This is a genomic window from Acinetobacter sp. LipI_23 (genome assembly GCF_058243045.1).
In genome coordinates, this window is the sequence record NZ_JBZAYJ010000002.1 from 70,894 (window position 1) to 87,923 (window position 17,030).

Below are 17,030 nucleotides of genomic sequence, written 5' to 3' on the forward strand. Positions count from 1 at the left end.
AGTTTACCAAGTTAAAACCTCCTGTTTTCTCAGCACACATCATTCATCTAATGAGTGAATTCCAAGTAATATTAGATAAAGTTTTTGGCGAAGCTAGGTGTGTGAATCAAATTTTACTAAAAACCCATAATTCTTCATTTAAAGCATCAAAAGGCTTTACTAAAACAGCTCATGAGGTAATCCTTTTTTATACCAAAACAGATAACTTTATTTGGAATGATCTGATCCAGACAATCACAGATGATAATTTAGCTAAAAAGTTTCCTCATGTGGATGCACTGGGGCAATTTAGACTCATGCCTTTACATGTTCCTGGTGTGCGAAAACATGGTGAAACTGGTAGGCAATGGAGGGATATGAATCCACCCGAAGGTAAGCACTGGCGTTTTTCTCCAGAAAAAATGGATGAACTTGATCAACAGGGTCTTATTCATTGGTCCAGAACAGGCAATCCACGTTTAAAAGATTATGTTAAAAGTGATACCGGTGTTAGATATACAGACTATTGGGACTTAGCATCAGCAAAAAACTCAACATACCAAATTAAAAATCTGCAAAAAGCCTATGAGGTTATTATTAAATCCAGTACCAATGAAGATTCCCTAATATTGGATGCTTGCAGCTTTGATAGCGTCTGCTTGAATGCGGCAAATAACTTAAATAGAAAATGGATTGCAGTAACACCTAATATAGAGTCCTTTTTATTTACATTGCGTTATTTGGACAAAGACTTTTGCTCGAAAAATTTGGCAAGGGCTATTACAACTCCAGAATTTATCTCTAATGAGTTCGCTAATCCTAGCCCTGTGTATAAGGTACAAAATAAAAAATTCAAACATTTAAGTCTTTTAAATAACCTTAGAGTCATCTTAAGTGATTAAATTTGTAGGAAAAAACTTTGAGCTCTGAACGGCTCGGAGTAGGTCATTAAAAATCTTGGGACAGCTCAGTAATATTTTACTCACGGTTGCACTGCTTTTTATTGCTTGGGTGTGGTTGCTGCATTTTCCTTGGTCATGGGTATTGAAAACAACGATTGTGATGGAGATATTGGCTGTAACTTTTGTAGTGTTGTGCGAATATTCAGGTCGTGAGGTCGATGGAGCAAGTGGCTGGATTACCTTTGTTTATTTGATTTTACACGCCTATGCAGCAGTGATTTTAGGTGTAATGTGATTATTGGTTTGGTTGTGGCAGTATGTGATTGCTTAAATGTTCTGAATGAATCCTGTCTGTATTAAGCAGCACCCCATAAATTAGTTACATATTGGTTTTATTTTAGTTCTTAATTAGTTTCAAATAAGTTGCAATAAACAACTATCCAATCAGATGATACTGAGATAAAAAATGCCCATAAGCACAAATGTATTCATGGGCATATCATGCTTATTGGCATTACATCATTTATGAATGACGAGAGTTGGCATCATCATAGACAGCATTGTTTTCGCGTCTGCCTAAAGCAATTACCAATACAATAATCTCATCATCAATGACTTCGTAAACTAAACGATAGCCAATACTGCGAAGTTTGATCTTGTAGCGGTTAGGATGTCCTGACAGCTTGTTTTTGGGAATACGAGGATTCTCCAAAACCTTGATCAACTTCTTCTTCAATGGTTGCTTAATGCTTGGATTCAGCTTGTTCCATTCTGCTAATGCTTCTTCTAAAAAGTCTAACTTATAGGTCATCAATATTTACTCGAACGCGTTTCTGATTCGCACGAGCATCTGCAATCTTATTCAGTTCCAAGTCTTCTAGTTGCTCCATCATCGTTTCATATAGATCAGCAGGAACACAGTAAAACGCTGGTGTATTACGATTGAGGATTGCTACAGGTTCACCTTTTCCTGCGAGCACTGTATCCATCGGACTCTTTTTGAGTTCAGTAATACTTGCAGTCATTCGCGCATGGATTAATTGAGTCATGGTTAAGTCTCTATAGAATAGTGTTTGGCGTCTGGGTGAATTACTACAAGTAATGCAGGAACAATAGCACACTTAAAAGCATGATTAAATGTACTTTTAAAAACTCTTACAAGAAACATAAATGAATACTAAAAGAGCAATAAATCTTTGAATGTGTAGTTGATTCGGCTAAAGGCAACTGCCTAGATAATGCTGCAATGGAGAGCTTCTTTGGAATACTAAAATCAGAGTGTTGCTATGGTGAGGAATTTAAATCAGTTGATGAGTTGGAGCGAAAGGTGACATGTTTATAGAGAATCTTAAATAACTAATTTCAAAATCATGCGATAACTCACCATCAAAAAAGCCCATTTTTAAAATGGGCTTTCTGAAAATCGCATATGCGATAACTTACAAATGAGTATAACTTTCAGTGGCTTGAAAGGATCTAAAAATCGCCTATACGATAACTCAAAAACCGCATTCGCGGTGACTCACCCGCATTCGCGGTGACGCACTGAGATTATATTTCTACAAACCGCATTCGCGGTGACTCACAGCCAATCCTTTTATTTCTCTATTTGGTCGTTTCTACAAACCGCATTCGCGGTGACTCACAACAATTTTAAAGTCCGGTCCAGCGGTTGCATTCTACAAACCGCATTCGCGGTGACTCACAACAATATTAAGAATATATGCTGTGATTAATTAATAATTTACAGTTTTTTATGCAAAAAATCAAAAAAAATTTAATGAACTAAAATTAAATATATTCAATAACTTGAATCATGAATTAAAAATTTAGGTGATTTTATAGAACTTTACTCGAAACTTACAAAGAAATTCTTATAAGAAATTTTATGTGAATTTAGAGTATACCCTAAAGTGACAATCTGAAAGTTCGTAAAATAATGTACCATTTAAATGATTTTTAATCATAAGTAACATGTAACTTTGGCATTAAAGATTTATAATTTACGAAATTGTTCATTTTTATCCAATTGGGGCATGAAAGAGTGAAAGGTCAAAAAGTAGGGTATGTCCGGGTGAGTTCAGTCGAGCAAAATACTGGACGTCAACTTGAGGGAATTGAAGTCGACCGGATTTTTGTTGACCGTGCTTCGGGCAAAAATACCGACCGACCGAAATTTCAAGAAATGTTGAGCTATGTCCGGGAAGGGGACAGGGTGATTGTACATTCCATGGATCGTTTTGCGCGAAGCCTAAAAGATTTGGTCACTGAAGTAGATAAACTGGTCAAACGAGGGATCGCCATCCAGTTTGTAAAAGAAAATATTACTTTCACTGCCCAATCTACCCCGATGGATAATTTGATGCTGCAACTGATGGGGGCTTTTGCACAGTTCGAACGTGAGATCATTCTGGAACGGCAAAAGGAAGGAATAAAACTCGCCTCTGCTCAAGGGAAGTACAAAGGCCGGGTACATAAATTAAAGCCGGATCAGGCTGAAACCTTACGGCAAGCATGGAAGGAAGGGAAGTACTCTTCAAAAATGGCATTAGGCCAGGCATTTGGAATTAGTCGTCAGGCGGTATACCGCTATTTAAAAGCCGGTGAGTAACTCAATTTAAATTAGCGACTATATTTAGTTGAGATTATGAAAACCTTAGAACGTGATAAATCCATGAAAAAGGCACTGTTGCAAATAGAGATTTGAGTCGATGATGTTCCCTTTAAAAAGTACTTAGAGACCGAAAACCCTGTTGATTAGACACACTTCACCCTGAGGCTGACCATAATAAAATGACGATGCTTGTCCTTTACGTAGTGCACGCATGACTTCAATACCTTTAATTGTGGCATAAGCCGTCTTCATAGATTTGAATCCTAATGTGGCCCTGATGATCCGCTTTAACTTACCATGATCACATTCAATGACATTATTTTTATACTTAATCTGCCTGTGCTCAATATCTACTGGACATTTTCCTTCTCGCTTTAATCGTGATAAAGCATGGCCATAGGTCGCTGCTTTATCTGTATTGATGACCCGTGGAATTTGCCATTTTTTCACCGTATTGAAGATCTTTCCTAGAAAACTATAGGCTGATTTACTGTTCCGTCTAGCGGAAAGGTAAAAGTCAATCGTATGACCACGTTGATCAACTGCACGATACAGGTAAGTCCATCGCCCCTTCACTTTGATATAAGTCTCATCCATATGCCATGAATGTAAATCTGTAGGATTACGCCAATACCAGCGTAAGCGTTTTTCCATTTCTGGAGCATAACGCTGAACCCAACGATAAATTGTGGTGTGGTCAACATTCACACCTCGTTCAGCGAGCATTTCTTGAAGTTCACGATAGCTGATGCCATATTTACAATACCAACGAACAGCCTAAAGAATGATTTCACCTTGAAAGTGCTGACCGTGGAAGGGATTCATATACTGAACCTTTAGCTAAAAGAGTATTTAGTTTACCATTGGTGGTTATTTGCAACAGTGCCCTTTTTATTCAATAATCATGTCCCCAACAGATCCTCATGTTTTATTCATAGTTCATACTTTCTGCTTTAAGTGCTGACCACAATTTTTTAACATATCATTTTTCGATTCAATTACTTGAGTTTTAATATCCAGTAAACTTAATAAGCTGGGGAAAAGATTGTCATGACTCAAGATTTGATCTGATTGAGTACTTAAACATGTCAATTGTTCTGTATTATTTAGCTGCCATGCCTCTGAAAACCACATCAGCATAGGGATATGCGTTTGTTGAGTCGGTGCCATAGAATAAGGTGCACCATGCAAATATAAACCATGTTCTCCAGTCGATTCCCCATGGTCAGATAAGTACCAGAAACCAGTTTGGTAGTCTGTATTTTGTTTTAAGGTCTGAATGATTTGACTTAATACATGGTCTGTATAAACAATCGAGTTATCATAACTATTGTGCAATTCAGTGGTACTGCATCCTTGAATGGCATTGCTATTACACATAGGTTGAAACGGTTGATAAGGTGCTTTGGAACGTTTGAAGTATGCCGGTCCATGGCTACCCATTTGGTGTAAAACAATCAAATGAGATACTGTGTCATTTTTTTTCAGATTCTTTAAATAATCTTGCAAACTATCCACCAGAATCTCATCAAAACATTCACCGCTAGCATCACACCATTTTTGCTTTAATGCCTGTGGAATTTGATATTGTTCGACTCGATCGCAAGTACCTTTACAGCCAGAATTATTATCAATCCATGTGACTTTATAGCCTGCACGTTGTGCAATATCCAGTAAGCCTTCACGGTGATTTGCTAATTTTTCATCATAGTCTTTCCGTATCATTCCTGAAAACATGCACGGAAGGGATACTGCGATTGCAGTACCGCAAGAACTGACTTGACTAAAGTTGATGATATTTAGTTTTGATAATTCTGGATTAGTATTTTTTGCATAGCCATTCAATGAAAAACTTTCAGCACGGGCAGTTTCTCCTACCACTAGAACCATCAATTTAGGAGATTTAAACGGTTGCGCTGGTTGTACGACATGAGCATCTTCACCATAGGCAATAAGAGGTAATTTTTCTTTCGGGCTTTTTTTCTTATAATAAGATAAAGTAGAGGCAATTGTATTTTGGGGCGAGATCATGCTTTTTAGATCACGATGTTCACGAAATATCGCTGCATAATCAACATAAAAGCAAAATAATAAACCACCGATGACGATTAAAGAAACTGAACTTGTTATAGCTTTTTTTAGTATTTGTTTCGGTAAAGACTCTTTCTCAATTTTTAATGTGGCTATTATAGCCAGGGGAAAAATAACAAAAATCAGCGTCCAGATCACCAGACGTATAGACCATAAATCTTTCGCTTCTCGTACGTCTGTTTGCAGTAAATTTTGTATTTGATCGGGGGTAATGATAACGCCCAGACTATTTACAAAATATGCACTTAATCCACCAATAATAATCAATAGCGTGGCAAAAAATTTAGCACTCCATCTCCAGCTGATTAATTGCAATAATAGGTTATAGATTGAAATGATGACCACTAGGCCTCTTGCGAAAGTATCATTTTTAACTATTTTAGACTTTGATATTTATTTAAAAATCAACAATTATCACTGATTAAATTTTGACTAACGCAAGAGGTCTACTATTGTGGCGCCCAAAAGCAACATGGATTTTATGCCCTGATAGGGAGTAAGTTTATTAATTTTTTCAAAAAAACCATAATTTAAAACCAAACCCAGCCAAATCGCGAGAATCAAATTAAATTGCATTAGAGTAATAGTTTTTTTTAAATCTTTAAGTTTTAAAAACAAGGTAGGCATATTTAATCAGTCATAAATTTTTAAAAAATATTTTATAAGTTAAACCTTAAAATTGCATTAAGCAATACGACCATTCGTTAATAATTATAATAAAAAATCATCTATTTAGGATAATTAAACAATGAGCATCCAGCCCCTCACAAATGCATTTAAATGATTAAGATTTTAGGCAGATTTTACTGTATATCTGATAGAGGAATTAAAGTAACTTATTTCTTATCAACAGATAAGAACAAAAAATATCATTTATTCTTAAGCTTAAGTTAATTAAATCAATTTAAAATATCGAAAAAGATCACCAAAGAGTCCAGCTGATGAATCAACAAGAATTAAGTATCGCTACTCACCTTTCTAAAGTTCCTCAAATCACTGCACTTTTCTGGATCACTAAAATTTTTGCCACAACTTTTGGTGAAACTGGAGGTGATGCGCTATCTATGTCTCTAAATTTAGGCTACTTGATCAGTACCTTTATTTTCGCAGCCGTATTTATAGCTTTGCTATTTTTTCAAATCCGTTCTAAATCTTACCATCCTTATTTGTACTGGTTTACCATCATCGCCAGTACGACCGTAGGTACGACACTGGCAGATTTTGTCGATCGGTCTTTGGGGATTGGATATGTCGGCGGAAGTAGCCTGTTGCTCGGTTTGGTCTGCTTGTCTTTATTCAGCTGGTATAAAGTTGAAGGCAGTATTTCACCGCATACGGTGAATTATCCACGGGCAGAAATTTTCTATTGGTTAACCATTACATTTTCCCAAACCTTAGGGACGGCTTTAGGAGACTGGTCGGCAGATACCATGGGACTGGGTTATAGCGGTGGAATTATCCTTTTCGTCGGTCTTATTCTCATAATTTTGGCCCTGTACAAATTCACTCATGTTTCAAGAACCTTACTGTTCTGGAGTGCATTTGTTTTAACCCGTCCCTTGGGCGCTGTGGTGGGCGATTTTCTGGATAAACCGATCGCTTCGGGTGGTTTGGATTTAAGTCGCTTTACTGCTTCAGCTGTCATTTTGATTGCGATTCTATTGTGTATTCACTTTAGCAATAAAACCACTGTAAAGAAGGCTTAAATATATAAAGTCGTATTGATATTGAACATTGATTGGATCTGTGTGCTGACAAAATATGACAGTAAGCCTTGCTCCTGCTAAAAATGCTTTCAATAAGGAAATTTTTTCGCCATGATTCCATTGATTCAAGCCAATCAGCAATTGTTCATCTTGAGCATCCTTGTATTTTCACTGGTTATTCTTTTGTGGGTATTACAGTACTGGATTATTCAGCATGGCAAGCAATTATTTGATTCAGTTGTGCAGTATGGGGGAACGTTTAAACAGCAGGTGGGAAAAAGCAATTTATTCATTCGAATAAAATACAAGTACCCGCGTTTTTTTGGTTTTTTGTCGAAAAGATTTCAACTCCAGCATTTTTATGGCTTACCTCTGACGCTTTTATTTTTAGCCTTGGGCTATATTTTAGCTCTGTTTACCGGACTGGTCGAAGATGTGGTTACTTCAGACTCCATCGTGACAATGGATTATTTTGTTTCCCAACAGATGAATATGCTGCATCAACCCAGCGTCGTTAATTTTTTTATTTTCATCACCAGTTTTGGTTCTGCAGCAATTTCTTGTTTGATTGTGATTTTAGTCGGTGTGATCTGCTGGATCATTCGCCAACCCTATATATTAATAGGGTTGCTGGTCTCCACTATAGGAAGTTCTATATTTACCTTCCTGAGTAAACTCTTATTTCATCGCGTGCGACCAGCAGATGCTTTACTGCTGGAGCAATCCTACTCATTCCCTAGTGGACATGCCACCATTGCTATTGCCTTATATGGATTTCTTGCTTACCTGGCTATTCGTTTTAGCCCAAATTTTATCAGACAAGTCCGTATATTTTTTACGATGTTTCTTTTTGCTGTACTTTTAGGCCTAAGTAGAATTGTCTTAAATGAGCATTACTTAAGTGATGTGCTGGGTGGTTTTTTGGTAGGAACATTATGGTTAATTGTCAGTATTAGTCTGACAGAATGGTTAAGTGCCAGAGGAAAAATTATTTGGCAAATACCTGGGTCAGCTATGCAGACTTATACAGTAAGCCTAAGCATTATTTTGGTTCTGCTTGCTGCGCTAATCTATGCAGAAGTCTATCAATTTCCATTGTTGGCTTAAGTAAAATCAACTTTTAAGATCTTTTAGTGGACAAGTAAAATAATTGACCAAATAATAAAAATAATGAGAAGTGCTGAAAATTGTGCCGCACTTCTCATATCTTTTGCCTTTTTGGAATGCATGTTTTTCAAGCGAAATACGATCTAAAACAGCTTCAATCGCAGAATTGAATAATTCCACAATTACAGCCAGTAAACAGACAGCCACCATCAGTGCCCGTTCTATAGAAGAAACAGCAATAAAAAAGCTCATAGGAATTAGAATAAGATCAATTAATACGATTTGACGAAAAGCTGCCTATTTTTAGACGCTGTTTTAGATCCTAAAAATGAATAGCCAGTGGCTACTAGGGCGTGTCATCAATTACCTTGAGGAAAACCACCTTGTCCCCATTATACTTTTATGACTAAACGCTATGCCTTAAGAGATGATCAATGGGAACAGATTAAAGATCTGTTACCTGGACGAATGGGTACTGTTGGAGTAACGGCCAAAGACAACCGACTATTTGTTGAAGCAGTATTGTATCGGTATCGTTCAGGTATCCCGTGGCGAGACTTACCAGAACGCTTTGGTGATTTTAGAGTCGTGCATACTCGTTTTAGCCGTTGGGCTAAAACAGGTGTGTGGCAGAGGGTCTTTGAAGTGCTGTCACATGACAGTGATAATGAATACGCCATGTTAGACTCCACCATTGTACGTGCTCATCAACACAGCGCTGGGGAAAAAAAATCAGGCGATTGGACGCAGTAAAGGTGGCTTAAGCACCAAAATTCATGCCCGTACTGATGCTTTAGGCAACCCAACAGGATTTTATCTCACTGATGGGCAGGCCCATGACTTAAACGGTTCAGATGTGTTGCTGGACTTATCGTTGAGCCAGACCTGGCTTATGGATAAAGCCTACAACTCCAGGGATCGGGTCATTGCTCCAATTTTAGCGGCGAAGGGTCAAATTGTGATGCCAGCGAAAAGTAATTCTATTGATCAGCGTGATTATGACCGACATCTCTACAAGGCAAGACATCTGATCGAGAACTTTTTTGCCAAGCTCAAGCAGTATCGTGCTATTGCCACACGCTATGATAAATTGGCTCAAAACTTCTTATCAGCGATCTACTTAGCATCAACAATCATCTCCATTAATTGATGACACGCCCTAGCTTGATTATCTAGACCTATGCTTTTTTCAAAAATTCTGTATATCTTTACTTAAGGCTGCAAAAAGTTTAAGGTTACTCAAATTCTGTGATCAGATCTTTGATAGATCTGGACAGCTTCTTATTGGTGTTTTAAATACAGATTTGTGTATGAAGAGAAAAACATTTCTAATCCAGATATTGGTACTCTTATTCACATTCCAGAATATTTGGAGTGTGGCAGAGGCTGCGTGTCTGCATGAAATGCCAAACATACCCAATTCAATACTCTCTAATCCAATCGATTTAGACGAAAAGAGTGATAGTCCTCGTCAAGCACTTTATTCCTTAGAAAACTATAAAGAAATTTATGACTATTGTCAGAAGGTTTGTTTTAACGAAAAGTGCAGTCATTTCTCAAATACAATCGTGATTCAGATTGACCCACCCGATAATTTGAAGCTTAAAACTCATTTTGAGACAGTCCTTACACCATCTTATTTGGGAAGAACTTTTTATAAATCCCCTTATCTGAATCAATTAACACCCCCTCCTGATTTGCCCCTACTATTGGTGGGGTAGTCTTATAAAAGCCCACCACTCCTAATTTCATTATGCATGGGGCATTTTCATGTCAAAAAACAAATTACATCAGGATACCTCCATCCTGAATTTATCCTGGTCAGCATTCCGTACAGGTGTCTTGCTATCCACAATGATCAGCTTGAGTACCTCTGTAGTTGCCAGTACCCAAGATTTAACGCTGCGACAAGCCATTGATCAGGTCAACCAGTATCAAGCGTCCCAAAATTTCTGGGAAACGCAAAATAGTATTAATGCCACTAATATCCAGCAAAGCAAGCTGTTTAAAAATCCTGAACTGTCAGTTGAACAAACGGGCTTTGGTTCAAATAATGAAAAAGAGCTAGCCATTGGCATATCACAACCCTTGGATATTTTTGGTGAGCGAAAAGCAAACCAAAAATTAGCCAGTCTCTCTACAGATAAAACAGCGCTGAAACAGAAGATTTATCAAGCACAAATTGAGCTTGCAGTAAAATATGTATGGTCGCAACTGGCCATTGCCGAACTTGAAAAAAACATTGTCAATGAACAACTTCGGGTAAGTGAAGAAAACCTTAAAGCAATCGAAAAGCGCTTTACTGCGGGCGGTATCGCGCAAGTAGATGTGAATCGCGTACGTTTAAGCCATGCTGAAAATATCCGTCTTTTTAGACAGGCCGACTTACAAGTCCAAGTGGCCACCCAACAATTATCAAATTTATGGGGAACCTCTGATAAGTCATTGCAGGTAAACCTCTCTTCACAAAAGCTCTGGCCAAAATCGACTCATCAGCAGGTTCAAGAATATTTAGCGGAAAACTACGTTGAGAAATATCGAGCTTTACTGGTATTAGAGTCTCAAGCAACGGTTGATCAACTAAGGGCAAAGGCACGTCCTAACCCCACTTTAAACCTAGGTGTCAACCGCACCCAATCCTTGGAAAACTCCACACAAAATCAATTAGTAGTCGGAGTCAGAGTACCGCTTAATATTTTCGATCGTCAGCAAAATGGCATAAAAATCGCGCAAGAAAAAATGAACTTATTAGAGCGTCAGAAAGAGTTTTATCTGAAGCAAAATGCGCTGCAAATAGGCACAATTTTAACCGAGTTGCAGGGTTTAGAGCTGCAATTCAAAGTCGTTGACGAGACTCAAATTCCTTTGGCGACTCAAGTTCAAAGTAAGACGCTACAAGGTTTCTTGGCAGGCAAGTTTGCTTTAACCGATGTTCAGCAAGCCACGCTTCAATTACAAGACATCCGTCTGCGTAAAGTCCAGTTGTTACGGGATGGCTGGCAAAAGGCCATTGAAGCAGAAAGTTTGAGCTTAGGCATTAGCCCAAGTGAAGTCATGTCGAAAGATGCTATTGCACAAATCAATCAAAACTTATGGCAAGACATACAGGCCATGCCTGTCATTGGTGGGGGAAATTAACATGTTCGATCTTAAAAACAGCTTAAAAAAACAGAGCGGAAAAATCTCTCAACCTCTACTGATTGGTTTGGTCATCGGCGCAACCGTACTCCTCAGTATTTTCTTGATCTTAACTGGTAAGAATAAATCGGAAACATCAGATGAACATGCAGAGGAAGAAGGCGCAGAGGAACATGGAAGTGAAGAAGGCAAAGAGGAACATGGCGGTGAAACCGAAGAGCGTGCCGAAGGCGTGAGCCTGACCGCCAAGCAACTGGTTGAACAAGGCATACAGTTATCAGCAGTCGATCAAGGTCCGGTGGTTAAATTAAGTTCTTATCCAGCCAAACTTAACGTGAATACCGACCAGCAAGCGCATGTCTCTCCGAGTTTTAGTGGTCATGTCGAAAATGTCTATGTAGAACTCGGCCAAAAAGTTCAGAAAGGACAGTCTTTGGCCACGTTGCTTGTTCCTGATTTAGTCGATCAGCAGGCCAATCTAAAAATTGAACAAACCAACCTTGAACTGGCGAAACAGGACTTCGAGCGTGAGCGTCAGCTGTGGTCACAGGGTATTTCAGCAAAACAGGACTATCAACGTGCTTACAACAGCTATAAACGGGCGCAAATTCAGGTCCAATCGGCCCAATCACGTTTAAGTGCGTTTGGTGCTGTGAATACCAGTAACGGGCGCTATATTTTGAAAGCCCCCATTTCCGGCGTGATCAGTAAAAAGGATTTGGTGCTCGGAGAAAATGTTCAGTTAGCCGATCAGCTCTTTACTATAGACCGGTTAGATCAGCTCTGGCTTGAGTTTATTGTTCCAAATTCTGAAATTATGGGTTTAGCCCCGAATCAAAAGATCGAATTTAAATCCTTGCAAACTGAAAAGGTCTATCAGGCAGTTATCCAGACTTTAAATACTGAAGCGGATACTCAAACGGGTCGTCTTCAGGTTCGAGCAAAAGTTGAATCGAATGCAACCGAATTACGTCCAAACTTGATGGTAAACGTACTGCTGCAACAAAAGAGTGAAAGTACCGCATTACGGGTGCTTAAGTCAGCAGTTCAGAATATCGATGGAAAGGATGTGGTTTTTGTCGCCACTCAACATGGACAGAAAGTTGAATTCAGTCCGCAGCCGGTGAAATTAGGTCAGTCATCTGGGGAGAGCCAGTGGATTGAAGTGGTAAATGGGCTTAATCAGGGACAAAAATATGCCGCTCAAGGTAGTTTCTTACTGAAATCTGAAATGGAAAAAGGAGAGGCTTCACATGGGCACTGAAAATTCTCAAATATCTAATAATGAGTCAATAAAGCCTGAAGGACTGTTTGATCGGCTGATCCAGTTTTCTATTCATAACGCAATCTGGGTCATGCTGTTTGTTGCAGCCTGGATTGCTATTGGTATTTATAGTTATCAAAAGTTACCGATTGATGCTGTACCGGATATTACCAATACTCAGGTGCAGATTAACACTTCAGCCAATGGCTTTACGGCTTTGGAAATGGAACAGCGGATTACCTATCCAATTGAGAATGCCATGTCAGGCATGCCGAAAATGGAACAAACCCGTTCGATTTCACGCTACGGCTTATCGCAAGTGACCATCATTTTTGAAGATGGCACGGATATTTACTGGGCCAGACAGCTTATCAACCAGCGCTTGCAAGAAGCAATGGGAGAAATGCCTGAAGATGTGCAACCTAACATGTCGCCTATTTCGACAGGTTTAGGTGAAATCTATCAATGGGTGATTAAAGCCGAACCAAATGCTAAAAAACCGGATGGAACCGCTTATTCTGCGATGGATTTACGTGAAATTCAGGATTGGATTGTAAGGCCGCAATTACAGCGTGTAAAAGGCGTTGCGGAGATCAACAGTATCGGTGGCTTTAATAAAACCTATGTGGTTGCCCCGGATCTGAACCGATTGCAACAATTACAAATTCCTTTGACTGATTTACAAACCGCCTTAACAGAAAATAATGAAAACCGTGGTGCTGGGTATATCGAGAAAAATGGACAACAGTTGACTGTGCGGGTGCCCGGCACTTTAAACACGATTGAAGATATCCAGAACATCAGTATTGCCAATAAAAACGGCTATCCGATTCGGGTGGCAGATGTCGCCAATGTCTCAATTGGTCATGACTTGAGAACAGGGGCTGCAACCTATAATGGTGAAGAAACTGTATTGGGTATTGCCATGATGATGATGGGAGAAAATAGCCGTACCGTTGCTCAAGCCATTGATGAAAAGGTGCAATCGATCCAGCAATCGCTACCTAAAGGTGTGGTGATTGAGACTGTGTATGACCGTACGCATTTGGTTGATCGGGCGATCAAAACCGTTCAGAAAAATTTGATTGAGGGTGCAATCCTCGTCATTGTTATTTTATTTCTCTTTCTAGGTAATTTCCGTGCTGCGCTGATCACGGCTTGCGTTATTCCACTGTCAATGCTGTTTACCTTGACGGGAATGGCAGAGCAGAAGATTAGTGCAAATCTGATGAGTTTAGGGGCACTGGACTTCGGTATTATTATTGATGGTGCAGTGGTTATTGTAGAAAACTGTATCCGTCGGCTAGCAGAAGCTCAGAAGCTGAAAGGTGGTTTACTTAGCCGTTCTGAAAGATTTAAAGAAGTCTTCTTGGCTGCAAAACAGGCGCGTCGTCCTCTCATCTTTGGACAGTTAATTATTTTGGTAGTTTATCTACCTATCTTTACCCTGACGGGTGTAGAAGCCAAACTTTTCCATCCTATGGCAATGACTGTGGTACTGGCTTTAATTGGGGCCATGATTTTATCGGTCACTTTTGTGCCAGCCGCAGTTGCCCTATTTGTCACTGGAGAAGTCAAGGAAACCGAAAGTCGCTGGATGCATTGGCTTAAAACCAAATATGAACTGCTTTTAGATAAAGCCTATGAGCTTCGTTTATTTGTGACTATTGTGGCTGCCTGTATTTTAGTGCTTACGGGTGTGCTAGCCACTCAAACAGGTAGCGAGTTTGTACCTCAACTGGGTGAAGGTGATTTTGCTGTTCAGCAAATGCGTTCCCCAAGTACAGGGTTAGAACAGTCACTGAGAATGCAGGAAAATACTGAAAAGTTACTGTTGAAAGAATTTCCTGAAATTAAAGCGATCTTTGCCCGTACCGGTACAGCAGAAGTGGCCACAGATGTGATGCCACCCAACATTTCAGATGGCGTTGTACTGTTAAAACCTCAAGATGAATGGCCTGATCCAAAACAAACGATTGATGAGCTTCGCCAAAGAATGATTACTTTCTTAGCGACATTGCCGGGAAATAACAGTGAGTTCTCGCAACCCATTGAACTGCGCTTTAACGAGTTAATTTCAGGGGTGCGAAGTGATGTGGGTGTCAAATTATTTGGCGATGATATGGAAATTCTAAATCGCGAAGCGAATAAAATTTCTCAGAAAATTAACTCAATTTCAGGCGCGACAGCCGTTAATGTAGAACAGACCAGTGGCTTACCCTTGTTGAATGTAGAGGTGGATAAGTCCAGAGCTGCACAATATGGCTTGTCGGTAAGAGCAATTCAGGATCTGGTAGCTACAAGTGTCGGTGGCCAGAATGTTGGAACAATTTTACAGGGAGACAAGCGTTTTGATTTTGTCATCCGTCTAGATGAATCCCAGCGTAGTCCTGAACAGTTAGCGGTACTTCCTATTCAATTGCCGAATGGTGGTTTAGTCCAACTGCAAGATGTGGCACGCGTTGAAAATATCCTGGGTATTAATCAGGTCAGCCGTGAAAATGGTAAACGTCGAGTGGTTATTACTGCAAATGTAGAAGGACGTGATTTAGGCTCATTCGTAACAGAGCTTCAGAGCACGTTATCCAAACAGGAATTACCAAGCGGTTATTGGATAGATTATGGCGGTCAATTTCAAAATCTGATGTCTGCAAAAGCGCGTATGCAATTGGTGGTTCCGCTCGCATTGTTGACGATCTTTATTTTATTGATGGCTGTATTCCATAATATCAAAGAAAGCTTACTGGTCTTTAGTGGTGTACCGTTTGCCTTATGTGGAGGCTTAATCGCGTTGTGGTTGCGTGACATTCCATTATCCATGTCAGCAGGGGTTGGCTTCATTGCACTATCGGGGGTGGCTGTACTGAATGGCTTAGTCATGCTTACCTTTATCAAAGAGTTGCGACAACAATATGACCTTTATTATGCAACGTGGCAGGGTGCAATTTTGCGTCTTAGACCTGTGCTGATGACAGCTTGTGTGGCGTCCCTTGGGTTTGTCCCGATGGCTTTGGCAACTGGAACTGGGGCTGAGGTTCAACGGCCACTGGCAACCGTAGTGATTGGCGGGATTATCTCTTCAACATTACTAACTTTGGTGCTGTTACCCGTGCTTTATCGTTGGATAAATGAAAAGAAAGTTTCTTAATCCAATAGATTAGTCGATTTACAGCAGAGATATTGGCTGTTATCCAATATCTCTGCTCATCATAAATAGAATAAGGAAAATATTTTATGTCAGAACATCATGATCATAGCCATGCGGTTGTTACTGAAGAAAATAGTAAGAAGTTAATGGTTGCCTTAGGTTTAACGACTACTTTTTTAATAGTAGAAGTTGTCGCTGCTTTTATTACCCAAAGTTTGGCTTTGTTATCTGATGCAGCTCATATGTTTACTGATGTAGCCGCTTTAGCTATTGCTCTTGCCGCTATCAAAATTGGTAAAAAAGCCGCAGATGATAAAAGAACTTTTGGCTATCAGCGATTTGAAATTTTAGCGGCTCTGTTTAATGCGGTGATGCTTTTTGTGGTAGCAATATATATTGTATATGAAGCTTATCAACGTTTTACGAATCCTGCTGAAATTCAAAGTGTTGGAATGATGATTGTCGCGGTCATTGGTTTGGTCATAAATTTGATTTCAATGAAAATCCTTTCTGCTAGTGCTGAAGGAAGTCTAAATATAAAAGGTGCATATTTAGAAGTTCTTAGTGATGCTCTAGGATCGATAGGCGTGATTATCGGAGGAATAGTTATTTATTTTACCCAGTGGATGTGGGTTGATACCGTAATCGCTGTGTTAATTGGCTTCTGGGTCTTACCTCGAACTTGGATTTTATTAAAACAAAGTATTCATATTTTGCTTGAAGGGGTTCCTGATGAGATTGATATTGAGTCGTTAAGAAATGATTTATTGATGCTAGAGGGTGTTGAAGGGATTCATCAGTTGAAAGTCTGGGCTATATCTTCAAAAAACATTCATTTAACTGCTCATTTGGTTGCTCCTAATAGCGATCCAGATCAGCTCTATCAAAAGGCCTTAGACGTTCTAAAACATAATCATAGTATTACTGAAATTACGTTACAAATAGAAAGTAAGGAATGTAATACATTGGAACAGCATAAACATTAAAGTGCTGCTCTTTCTACATAATGGACAGATGACTAGGCTGATAAACCTTACCATTTTCCTGTATTACACTTCTATTTATCACACGCACTTTAAAC

Annotated in this window: 12 protein-coding genes and 5 pseudogenes; 12 read left to right on the forward strand and 5 right to left on the reverse strand. The window is 39.2% G+C overall.

Annotated features, from left to right (window positions below; all coding sequences use genetic code 11):
• Positions 1 to 50: 50 nt before the first annotated feature.
• Together AC4CVD_RS17530 and AC4CVD_RS17535 are read left to right on the forward strand one after the other, a co-directional pair.
• The gene (locus AC4CVD_RS17530) at positions 51 to 881 is read left to right on the forward strand and encodes a DNA methyltransferase (protein ID WP_114837615.1); all 831 of its coding nucleotides are present in this window, start codon (positions 51 to 53) and stop codon (positions 879 to 881) included.
• Between the two features lie 55 nt (positions 882 to 936).
• A complete protein-coding gene (locus tag AC4CVD_RS17535) occupies positions 937 to 1,176 on the forward strand; it encodes a hypothetical protein (protein ID WP_114837616.1) in 240 nt (79 codons plus the stop codon).
• A gap of 228 nt (positions 1,177 to 1,404) precedes the next feature.
• Here the strand turns inward: AC4CVD_RS17535 and AC4CVD_RS17540 are convergent, their stop codons facing one another.
• Together AC4CVD_RS17540 and AC4CVD_RS17545 are read right to left on the reverse strand one after the other, a co-directional pair.
• Complete coding sequence (locus tag AC4CVD_RS17540) at positions 1,405 to 1,692, reverse strand: type II toxin-antitoxin system RelE family toxin (protein ID WP_114837617.1); 288 nt, start codon at positions 1,690 to 1,692, stop codon at positions 1,405 to 1,407.
• Positions 1,682 to 1,930, reverse strand: coding sequence for a type II toxin-antitoxin system Phd/YefM family antitoxin (locus AC4CVD_RS17545; protein WP_005021145.1), 249 nt, complete (start codon positions 1,928 to 1,930; stop codon positions 1,682 to 1,684). The genes AC4CVD_RS17540 and AC4CVD_RS17545 overlap by 11 nt, the downstream gene beginning before the upstream one ends.
• A gap of 164 nt (positions 1,931 to 2,094) precedes the next feature.
• On the opposite strand from AC4CVD_RS17545, the pseudogene AC4CVD_RS17550 reads away from it, so the two are divergent.
• Positions 2,095 to 2,199, forward strand: a pseudogene (locus AC4CVD_RS17550) (IS3 family transposase); the annotation flags it as partial.
• Between the two features lie 726 nt (positions 2,200 to 2,925).
• Complete coding sequence (locus AC4CVD_RS17555) at positions 2,926 to 3,492, forward strand: recombinase family protein (RefSeq protein WP_180047190.1); 567 nt, start codon at positions 2,926 to 2,928, stop codon at positions 3,490 to 3,492.
• 123 nt (positions 3,493 to 3,615) lie between these two features.
• Here the strand turns inward: AC4CVD_RS17555 and AC4CVD_RS17560 are convergent.
• Together AC4CVD_RS17560 and AC4CVD_RS17565 are read right to left on the reverse strand one after the other, a co-directional pair.
• Positions 3,616 to 4,320: pseudogene (locus AC4CVD_RS17560) on the reverse strand (IS6-like element IS1008 family transposase).
• A gap of 114 nt (positions 4,321 to 4,434) precedes the next feature.
• Positions 4,435 to 6,213, reverse strand: a pseudogene (locus AC4CVD_RS17565) (phosphoethanolamine transferase).
• Between the two features lie 314 nt (positions 6,214 to 6,527).
• On the opposite strand from AC4CVD_RS17565, the gene AC4CVD_RS17570 reads away from it, so the two are divergent.
• Both AC4CVD_RS17570 and AC4CVD_RS17575 read left to right on the forward strand, forming a co-directional pair.
• Positions 6,528 to 7,292 carry a COG4705 family protein gene (locus tag AC4CVD_RS17570; RefSeq protein ID WP_218698978.1) on the forward strand — a complete coding sequence of 255 codons (765 nt, stop codon included), beginning with the start codon at positions 6,528 to 6,530 and terminating at the stop codon, positions 7,290 to 7,292.
• A gap of 111 nt (positions 7,293 to 7,403) precedes the next feature.
• Positions 7,404 to 8,399 carry a phosphatase PAP2 family protein gene (locus tag AC4CVD_RS17575; protein ID WP_490753554.1) on the forward strand — a complete coding sequence of 332 codons (996 nt, stop codon included), beginning with the start codon at positions 7,404 to 7,406 and terminating at the stop codon, positions 8,397 to 8,399.
• 23 nt (positions 8,400 to 8,422) lie between these two features.
• Here AC4CVD_RS17575 and AC4CVD_RS17580 read toward each other — a convergent pair.
• Positions 8,423 to 8,743 (reverse strand): annotated as a pseudogene (locus AC4CVD_RS17580) (diacylglycerol kinase); the annotation flags it as partial.
• 58 nt (positions 8,744 to 8,801) lie between these two features.
• On the opposite strand from AC4CVD_RS17580, the pseudogene AC4CVD_RS17585 reads away from it, so the two are divergent.
• The 6 genes and pseudogenes from AC4CVD_RS17585 (at position 8,802) to AC4CVD_RS17610 (ending at position 16,935) form a co-directional block, all read left to right on the forward strand.
• Positions 8,802 to 9,549: pseudogene (locus AC4CVD_RS17585) on the forward strand (IS5 family transposase).
• Positions 9,550 to 9,709: 160 nt separating this feature from the next.
• Positions 9,710 to 10,120: a hypothetical protein gene (locus tag AC4CVD_RS17590; RefSeq protein ID WP_489229204.1), complete on the forward strand. Its 411-nt coding sequence runs from the start codon at positions 9,710 to 9,712 to the stop codon at positions 10,118 to 10,120.
• Positions 10,121 to 10,169: 49 nt separating this feature from the next.
• Positions 10,170 to 11,537 carry a TolC family protein gene (locus tag AC4CVD_RS17595; RefSeq protein WP_490753555.1) on the forward strand — a complete coding sequence of 456 codons (1,368 nt, stop codon included), beginning with the start codon at positions 10,170 to 10,172 and terminating at the stop codon, positions 11,535 to 11,537.
• 1 nt (position 11,538) lies between these two features.
• Positions 11,539 to 12,801 (forward strand): efflux RND transporter periplasmic adaptor subunit, encoded by a 1,263-nt coding sequence (locus tag AC4CVD_RS17600; RefSeq protein ID WP_490753556.1) that lies wholly within the window; start codon positions 11,539 to 11,541, stop codon positions 12,799 to 12,801.
• On the forward strand, positions 12,791 to 15,949 hold the full coding sequence (locus AC4CVD_RS17605; protein WP_490753558.1) for an efflux RND transporter permease subunit: 3,159 nt from the start codon (positions 12,791 to 12,793) through the stop codon (positions 15,947 to 15,949). The genes AC4CVD_RS17600 and AC4CVD_RS17605 overlap by 11 nt, the downstream gene beginning before the upstream one ends.
• Positions 15,950 to 16,035: 86 nt before the next feature.
• The gene (locus AC4CVD_RS17610) at positions 16,036 to 16,935 is read left to right on the forward strand and encodes a cation diffusion facilitator family transporter (RefSeq protein ID WP_490753559.1); all 900 of its coding nucleotides are present in this window, start codon (positions 16,036 to 16,038) and stop codon (positions 16,933 to 16,935) included.
• Positions 16,936 to 17,030: the final 95 nt, after the last annotated feature.

Excerpts from the sequence above, each read along its gene's own strand:
- AC4CVD_RS17530 (WP_114837615.1), top strand. The coding sequence starts at position 51 with ATGAGTGAATTCCAAGTAATATTAGATAAAGTTTTTGGCGAAGCTAGG.
- AC4CVD_RS17540 (WP_114837617.1), bottom strand. The coding sequence starts at position 1,692 with ATGACCTATAAGTTAGACTTTTTAGAAGAAGCATTAGCAGAATGGAAC.
- AC4CVD_RS17545 (WP_005021145.1), bottom strand. The coding sequence starts at position 1,930 with ATGACTCAATTAATCCATGCGCGAATGACTGCAAGTATTACTGAACTC.
- AC4CVD_RS17570 (WP_218698978.1), top strand. The coding sequence starts at position 6,528 with ATGAATCAACAAGAATTAAGTATCGCTACTCACCTTTCTAAAGTTCCT.
- AC4CVD_RS17575 (WP_490753554.1), top strand. The coding sequence starts at position 7,404 with ATGATTCCATTGATTCAAGCCAATCAGCAATTGTTCATCTTGAGCATC.
- AC4CVD_RS17590 (WP_489229204.1), top strand. The coding sequence starts at position 9,710 with ATGAAGAGAAAAACATTTCTAATCCAGATATTGGTACTCTTATTCACA.
- AC4CVD_RS17595 (WP_490753555.1), top strand. The coding sequence starts at position 10,170 with ATGTCAAAAAACAAATTACATCAGGATACCTCCATCCTGAATTTATCC.
- AC4CVD_RS17600 (WP_490753556.1), top strand. The coding sequence starts at position 11,539 with ATGTTCGATCTTAAAAACAGCTTAAAAAAACAGAGCGGAAAAATCTCT.
- AC4CVD_RS17605 (WP_490753558.1), top strand. The coding sequence starts at position 12,791 with ATGGGCACTGAAAATTCTCAAATATCTAATAATGAGTCAATAAAGCCT.
- AC4CVD_RS17610 (WP_490753559.1), top strand. The coding sequence starts at position 16,036 with ATGTCAGAACATCATGATCATAGCCATGCGGTTGTTACTGAAGAAAAT.